This is a genomic window from Pedococcus sp. NPDC057267, from assembly GCF_042668795.1.
Lineage (GTDB): Bacteria > Actinomycetota > Actinomycetes > Actinomycetales > Dermatophilaceae > Pedococcus.
In genome coordinates this window covers 1-6,451 of record NZ_JBHUYG010000154.1, presented here as the reverse complement: position 1 = coordinate 6,451, position 6,451 = coordinate 1, and the positions used below count along the sequence as shown (strand labels likewise).

Genomic DNA, 6,451 nt, shown 5'->3' with positions numbered 1-6,451 from the left:
GCCCCGGGGAGGGGCCGCTGCCGGGGTCGACGGCGGTCCGGTCAGACAGCGCGGTGCTCCCGGGCCTCCTGGCCCGGCGGGAAGGCGTTGAGCGCCCCGGCCGAGGCCAGGCCGCGCGTGATCAGCCAGCCGAGGCCGCCGGCGATGACCGCGCCGGCGGCGGTGAGGATGAGGCCGTAGGCGATCTTGTAGCCCCAGCCCCAGTCGGTCCAGTAGACGAACCACTCGTAGACGGCCTCCAGCGGGGCGCTCAGGGCACCCGCCAGGAGGGCGGCGCCCAGGCCGAACGCGGCATACCCGAGGAGCGCGAAGGCGATCTCGGCGCCCAGGCCCTGGAGGATCCCCGAGATCAGGGTGGCGAAGCCCCACTGGGTGCCCGGCAGCATCGAGACGAGTGCGGCCACGACCTCGCAGAGCAGCGCGGCGCCGGGACGCCGCACGACGAGGCCGCCGACGACACCGGCCATGAGCCAGGGGGCGCCGGTGATGCCCTGGAGGGGCGGGAACGCGCCGCCGAGGAGCTTGGCGGGCGCCTCGTAGGCGAGGCCCCAGCCCCAGTAGGCGATGCCGAACGCCGCGCCGAGGAACGCGATCGTCAGCAGGTCGACCGTGCGCCAGCCCAGGAGGGGCGCGGTCGCGCGGATGCTGCCGCGACGGGCAGCGGTGGGGCCGGTCGCCGTGGCGCCGGCCGGGGTGTTGGTGGTGCTCATCTGTCGTCTCCCGTGGAATCCGTTGGATCGGTGGATACCTCGGGGGAGGCCTCTGCCGGGAGGCCGCACCGGGGCGGGACCGCCCGACAGGTGCCTGAGAACTCGACTCCCTACGCCGGTGTTAACCGGATCAGGTGTGAGGGTCTGCGGTCGCCCGCACTCTCAGCGCTCGCGCGCTCCCCTGTCGTTGCCCGACCGACGATACTCCACCGTCTGTGGCAGGGTGGAAACCGCAGGTCACGAACGGTGGAAGGCGGAAGGGATGGGAACCATGGTCTGGCGGGTCCTCGGCACGGGCGGAGCGGTCCTCGCGGGCGTGCTCGCCAGCAAGCTGGTCACCCTCGTGTGGAAGAAGGCCGGTCGCAACGAGGTCCTCGACCCGCGCGACCCGCGCACCCCGGCCCGCGACGCGGTCCTCTTCGCCGCCCTCACCGGCCTGGCCGTCGGCGCCGCGAAGACGCTGGCCACCCGCAAGGCCGCGCAGTACTACCAGAAGTCCGCCGGCCACCTGCCCAAGCCGATGCAGCACGGGGACGCCTAGACCCCCGTTCGGGACTCCGTGCCCGGCGCGCACGTCCCGGGGTCGCTTGCCGCCCCATTCCGGTGCCGCGGGGGCACGAGTCGGCGGCGGGGGCTCGGCCGGTCAGCGCAGCTCGAGGGTGCGCGCGATCGGCACGCCGGCGCGGTACGACAGGTGCACGTGCGACGGCGCGTCGAGCACGGCCAGGTCGGCCCGCGCGCCCTCCGCGATGCGGCCGATGTCCGTGCGCCGCAAGGACTTCGCTGACCCCGCAGTGGCGGCGTGGACCGCCTGGCCCGGCGTCAGGCCCATCTCGCGGACGGCCAGGGCGATCACGAACGGCATCGAGCTGGAGTAGCACGTCCCGGGGTTGCAGTCGGTCGCGAGCGCGATGCTCACACCGGCCCGCAGCAGCCCCGCCGCGTCCGGGTACGGCGACCGGGTCGAGAACTCCACCCCCGGCAGCAGGGTCGCCACGGTGGTCTCCGAGGCCCCCGCGAGGGCGTCGACGTCGGTGTCCGACAGGTGGGTGCAGTGGTCGACGCTGGCCGCGCCGAGCTCGACGGCCAGCTGCACGCCCGGCCCGGGGCCGAGCTGGTTGCCGTGCACGCGCAGCCCGAGACCGGCGTCGCGACCGGCGACCAGCACCGCACGGGCCTCGTCGGCGGTGAAGGCGTGCGCCGAGTGCGGCTCGCAGAAGACGTCGACCCACCGTGCGTGCGGCGCGGCCGCCTCGAGCATGGGGCCCGTGACGAGGTCGAGGTATGCCGCGCGGTCGGCGGCGTACTCGGGCGGCACCACGTGCGCTCCGAGGAACGTCGTCTCGCTCGTGAACTCGGCGGCCAGCCGCAGGGCTCGCGCCTCGTCCTCCACGGTGAGGCCGTACCCGCTCTTCACCTCGACCGTCGTCGTGCCCTGGGCCCGCATCTCGGCGACCCGGTCGGCCAGCAACAGGCGCAGCTCGTCGTCGCTCGCGGACCGGGTCGCAGCGACCGACACCCCGATGCCGCCGCCGTCGTAGCGGGTCCCCGCCATCCGTGCGCTGAACTCGGCGCCGCGGTCACCGGCGAAGACGAGGTGGGCGTGGGAGTCGACGAACCCCGGCAGCACGGCCCGGCCGTCCACGTCGACGACCCGGTCCGCTGCCGGCGCCGACGCGGCGGCACCGACCCAGGCGACCCGGCCGTCCTCGACCACGAGGGCGGCGTGCGTGCGCAGGCCGAGCCCGTCGGGTCCCGTGCCGTCACAGGTGACGAGCTCGCCGATCCCGGTGACCAGGGTGCTGCCCGCCGCGGCACCGTCGGCGCCGGCGGCGTGCCTGCCGCGGCGAGCCGAACCCGGGCCAGTCAGTGCGTCCTCGGCGGCGTGCAGGCCCCCGTCGCGCTGCCCGCTCACCGGTGGTCCCGCACGGCGGCGAGCGACGTGCCCAGCAACGTGGCGACGTCGCCGAGGCGGTGCCGCCCGTCCTCGACGACCGTGCGACCAGCGACGACGACCGTGTCGACGTCGGCGCGGGTGGCGGAGTAGAGCACCTGCCCGGCCTTGGACCCCACGGTGCCCACGGTGTCGAGCCGGACGGCGACGAGGTCGGCGAGCACCCCCACCTCGAGCCGGCCGCCGTCGGACCACCCGAGGCAGTCGTAGCCCCGGGCCGTGGCGACGTCGAGCAGGTCGTCGGGGGCGAACCTGCCGCGCTCGTTGCTCGCCAGCCGCTCGTGCATCTCCAGGCCCCGCGCCTCCTCGAACGGGTCGATGACGGCGTGCTGGTCCGAGCCGAGGGAGAGGCGCGCCCCGGCCTCGGCGAGGGCCCGCGCGGGGCCGATGCCGTCGGCGAGGTCGCGCTCGGTCGTCGGGCAGAAGCAGGCCGTGGCCCGGGCGGCTCCGAGCGCCTTGACGTCGTCGTCGGTCAGGTGCGTGGCGTGGACCGCCGTGAAGCGGTCGCCGAGCAGCCCGGCCTCAGCCAGCAGCTCGGTCGGGGTCGCGCCGTAGTGGACCTGCGTGGCGAGGTTCTCGCCGGGCTGCTCGCTGACGTGCGCGTGCACCACGCGGCCGCGGGTGGCCTCCGCCATCGGCCCGAGCTGGTCCCGCGGCACGGCGCGCACCGAGTGCACGGCAGTCCCGATGCGGGTCGTGTCGTCGCCTCCCATGGCCGCCACCCGCGCCGCCCATGCGTCGACGTCGCCGTCGGAGAAGCGCCGCTGCACGTCGTCGAGGGGCAGGTGCCCGTCGCCGCTGAGGCCGCCGGCCAGGTAGCAGGTGTCGAGCAGGGTCAGCCGCACGCCGGCCTCGTGCGCTGCCGCGACGAGCGCGTGGCCCATCGCGTTCGGGTCGGCGTAGGGGCGGCCGTCGACGTCGTGGTGCAGGTAGTGGAACTCGCCGACGACGGTCATCCCGGCGAGCGCCATCTCGGCGTAGACGGCCCGCGCGAGCTCGAAGTAGGTGTCGGGGTCGAGGTGGCGCGTCACCGCATACATCTGCTCGCGCCAGGACCAGAAGTTGCCGCCGCCCGCGTGCGTGCGCCCGCGCAGCGCGCGGTGGAACGCGTGGCTGTGCGCGTTGGCGAGGCCGGGCAGGACCACTCCCGGCAGGCGGGCGTCGCCGTCGCGCGGGCGCGTGCGCGGGGTGACGGAGGTGAACCGGCCGCCGACCTCCTCGATACGCACGTCTGTCGCGAGGCCGTCGGGCAGCCACGCGTGCTCGGCCCACCAGCTCGTCATGCGGCGTCCCCCGCGAGGTCCTCGAGCACCGCGGCGAGCGCCGCGACGCCCTCGAGGCAGTCGGACAGCTCAGCGTGCTCCGCGGGCGAGTGCGAGACGCCCGTCGGGTTGCGGACGAAGAGCATGGTCGAGGGGATGCCGGCGTTGGCGAGGATGCCCGCGTCGTGCCCGGCGCCCGTCCCGAGGACCGGTATGCCGCCGAGCCGGGTCTGCAGCCGCGCGGACAGGGCGGTGTCGAAGACGGTGGCCGGCGTCCACGACTCCTCGGCGACCTCGCCGCCGGACTGCTCGACCATGGAGCGGATGTCGGCCACCGCGCGGCGGACGGCGCGGGCGCTGGAGCCGCGCGCGTCGAGCCAGCCGGTGACCTGGCTGGGGATCGCGTTGACCCCGCCGGGCGTGACGGCCACCTTGCCCACGGTGGCGACGCAGCCGTGGGTGACGGCGGCCTCGCGGGTGGCGAGGACCGCGGCGGCGTACCCGAGCATCGCGTCGTGCCGGTCCTCCAGCCGCGTGGTCCCGGCGTGGTTGGCCTCGCCGCCGAAGTCCATCCGCCACCGGCCGTGCGGCCAGATGTCGGAGGCGACCGCGACGGGGTGGCCGAGGTCGACGAGCCCGCGTCCCTGCTCCACGTGGAGCTCGACGAACTGCCCGACGCGGGCCAGGGTCTGCTCGTCGCGGCCGATGCCGTGCGGGTCGCGGCCGGCGGCCCGGAGGGCCTCGGCCATCGAGACGCCGTCGGCGTCGCGCAGGCTGCGAGCTCGGCGCGCGGTCATGGCCCCGGTGATGACACGCGACCCGGCACAGGCGACGCCGAAGCGGGCACCCTCCTCGTCGACGAAGTTCACGACACCGATGGGGCGCGACGGCTCGAAGCCCCTGTCCTGCAACGCGTCCACCGCCGCGAGCGCGCTGACGACACCGAGCGGTCCGTCGAACGCGCCGCCGTCGGGCACGCTGTCGAGGTGCGAGCCCGTGACGACGCCCTTGCGGCCGCGGCGCACCGCCTCGTCGGGGTCGCCCCACCACGCCCACTGGTTGCCCATGCGGTCCTCGGTGAGGTCGAGGCCGCGGTCGGCGCACTCGCCCGCGAACCACTCACGCAGGTCGGAGTCGTCGCGCGTCCAGGCGAAGCGGCGGTAGCCCCCCGAACCGCCGTCACGACCCACGGGCTCCAGCGCAGCCCACATCGACTCGAAGCTCACGCAGGTCCTTCCTCGGGGCGTCGCGGCGGCGGCCTGGCTGGGGTCCAGGCCGGGACCAGACCATTGCACACCAGGGGCGGCCCGCGCACCGGGGGTCGGGCCCCCGGATGTGTCTCGGATCGGAGACCGGACGACGGGTGGAGCACGCCTCCCCGGCACACCCGGTCGCCTCACTAGGCTGGGCGCCGAAGGGCAGGGCAGGAGGTTCGGGTGCACGGCGTGACCAGCGCGGACGTCGCGCGCGACAGCGGCGTGTCGCGGACGACCGTGAGCTACGTCCTCAACGACACCCCCGGCGTGCGGGTGTCCGAGGAGACCAGGGCCCGCGTCCGGGCCTCGGCCGACCGGCTCGGCTACCACCCCTCCGTCGCCGCCCGCACCCTGCGCACCGGCCGCAGCGACCTGGTCCTCTACGTCCTGCCCGACTGGCCGCTCGGACCGGCCGTGGACACGCTGCTCGACCGGCTGGCCGGCGCGCTGGCCGAGCGTGGCCTGAGCCTGCTCGTGCACCACGCACGCTCGGGCCGGCCCCTGCACGAGCTGTGGCGGGCGGTGACCCCGCGGGCCGTGGTCGGCCTCCAGGCCTTCAGCGCCCACGACCGGGACGCCATGCGCCGGGCGGGGATCCACGTCGTCGCCTCGTCCATCTCGGGCGACGTGCCCGACGTCTTCGCCGCCACGCAGCAGGGCATCGGGCGGCTGCAGGCCCGTCACCTCATCGACCGCGACCGCACCCCGCTCGGGTATGCCGCGCCGACCGACCCACGCGTGCGCGCGTTCGCCGAGCTGCGCCTCGAGGGGGTGCAGGCGGTCTGCGAGGAGGCCGGGCTGCCGGCCCCCGTCGTGGTCCCAGTCGAGCTCACCGAGGACGCGGTGCGGGCCGCGGTCCGGACCTGGGGGGAGGCCGCGGTGGCCGGCGTCGCGGCATACAACGACGACGTGGCGCTCGCGGTGCTTGCCGGGGCACGGGCGGAGGGCGTGCCCTGCCCGGACGACCTCGCGGTGGTGGGCGTCGACGACATCCCCGCCGCCCGCTTCGCGGTGCCGGCGCTTTCGACGGTGTCGCAGTCACTCGACACGCAGGCCGAGCACCTGGCGGCGGCTGTCGTCGCGGCCCTGGACGGCGGCGAGTCCGAGGGCGAGGCCCTGCCGGACACGCTCGACCTCGTCCAGCGCGGGTCGACCTGACGGTGGCGTCGACCTGACAGCGGCGTCGGGCTGACAGCGGCGTCGGGCGGGGACCGGGGTGGAACCGGTCCTCGCCCGACGCGTCCCACGCCGGGCCGACCGCAGCGGGTC

General features: G+C 75.7%; 6 protein-coding genes and 1 riboswitch. Of the genes, 2 read left to right on the top strand and 4 right to left on the bottom strand.

The features are described 5' to 3' along the window. Window positions 1-41: 41 nt before the first annotated feature. Window positions 42-710, bottom strand: coding sequence for an ECF transporter S component (locus ACFUC1_RS19985; RefSeq protein ID WP_379122952.1), 669 nt, complete (start codon window positions 708-710; stop codon window positions 42-44). 90 nt (window positions 711-800) lie between these two features. Further along, window positions 801-903: riboswitch (TPP riboswitch) on the bottom strand. A 69-nt stretch (window positions 904-972) separates the two neighbouring features. Between ACFUC1_RS19985 and ACFUC1_RS19980 the strand changes: the two genes are divergently transcribed. Then, window positions 973-1,251 (top strand): DUF4235 domain-containing protein, encoded by a 279-nt coding sequence (locus ACFUC1_RS19980; protein ID WP_379122950.1) that lies wholly within the window; start codon window positions 973-975, stop codon window positions 1,249-1,251. 102 nt (window positions 1,252-1,353) lie between these two features. On the opposite strand, the gene hutI is transcribed toward ACFUC1_RS19980, so the two are convergent. The 3 genes from hutI to ACFUC1_RS19965 form a co-directional block, all read right to left on the bottom strand. Further along, entirely contained in the window at window positions 1,354-2,508 is a 1,155-nt protein-coding gene (hutI, locus tag ACFUC1_RS19975; protein WP_379122956.1) for an imidazolonepropionase, read from the bottom strand. 113 nt (window positions 2,509-2,621) lie between these two features. After that, window positions 2,622-3,947: a formimidoylglutamate deiminase gene (locus ACFUC1_RS19970; protein ID WP_379122948.1), complete on the bottom strand. Its 1,326-nt coding sequence runs from the start codon at window positions 3,945-3,947 to the stop codon at window positions 2,622-2,624. Next, window positions 3,944-5,137 carry an allantoate amidohydrolase gene (locus tag ACFUC1_RS19965; protein ID WP_379122954.1) on the bottom strand — a complete coding sequence of 398 codons (1,194 nt, stop codon included), beginning with the start codon at window positions 5,135-5,137 and terminating at the stop codon, window positions 3,944-3,946. Before ACFUC1_RS19965 ends, ACFUC1_RS19970 begins: the two co-directional genes overlap by 4 nt. 225 nt (window positions 5,138-5,362) lie before the next feature. Here ACFUC1_RS19965 and ACFUC1_RS19960 point away from each other — a divergent pair, with 225 nt between their 5' ends. Then, window positions 5,363-6,340, top strand: a complete 978-nt coding sequence (locus ACFUC1_RS19960) for a LacI family DNA-binding transcriptional regulator (RefSeq protein ID WP_379122946.1) — start codon at window positions 5,363-5,365, stop codon at window positions 6,338-6,340. Window positions 6,341-6,451: the final 111 nt, after the last annotated feature.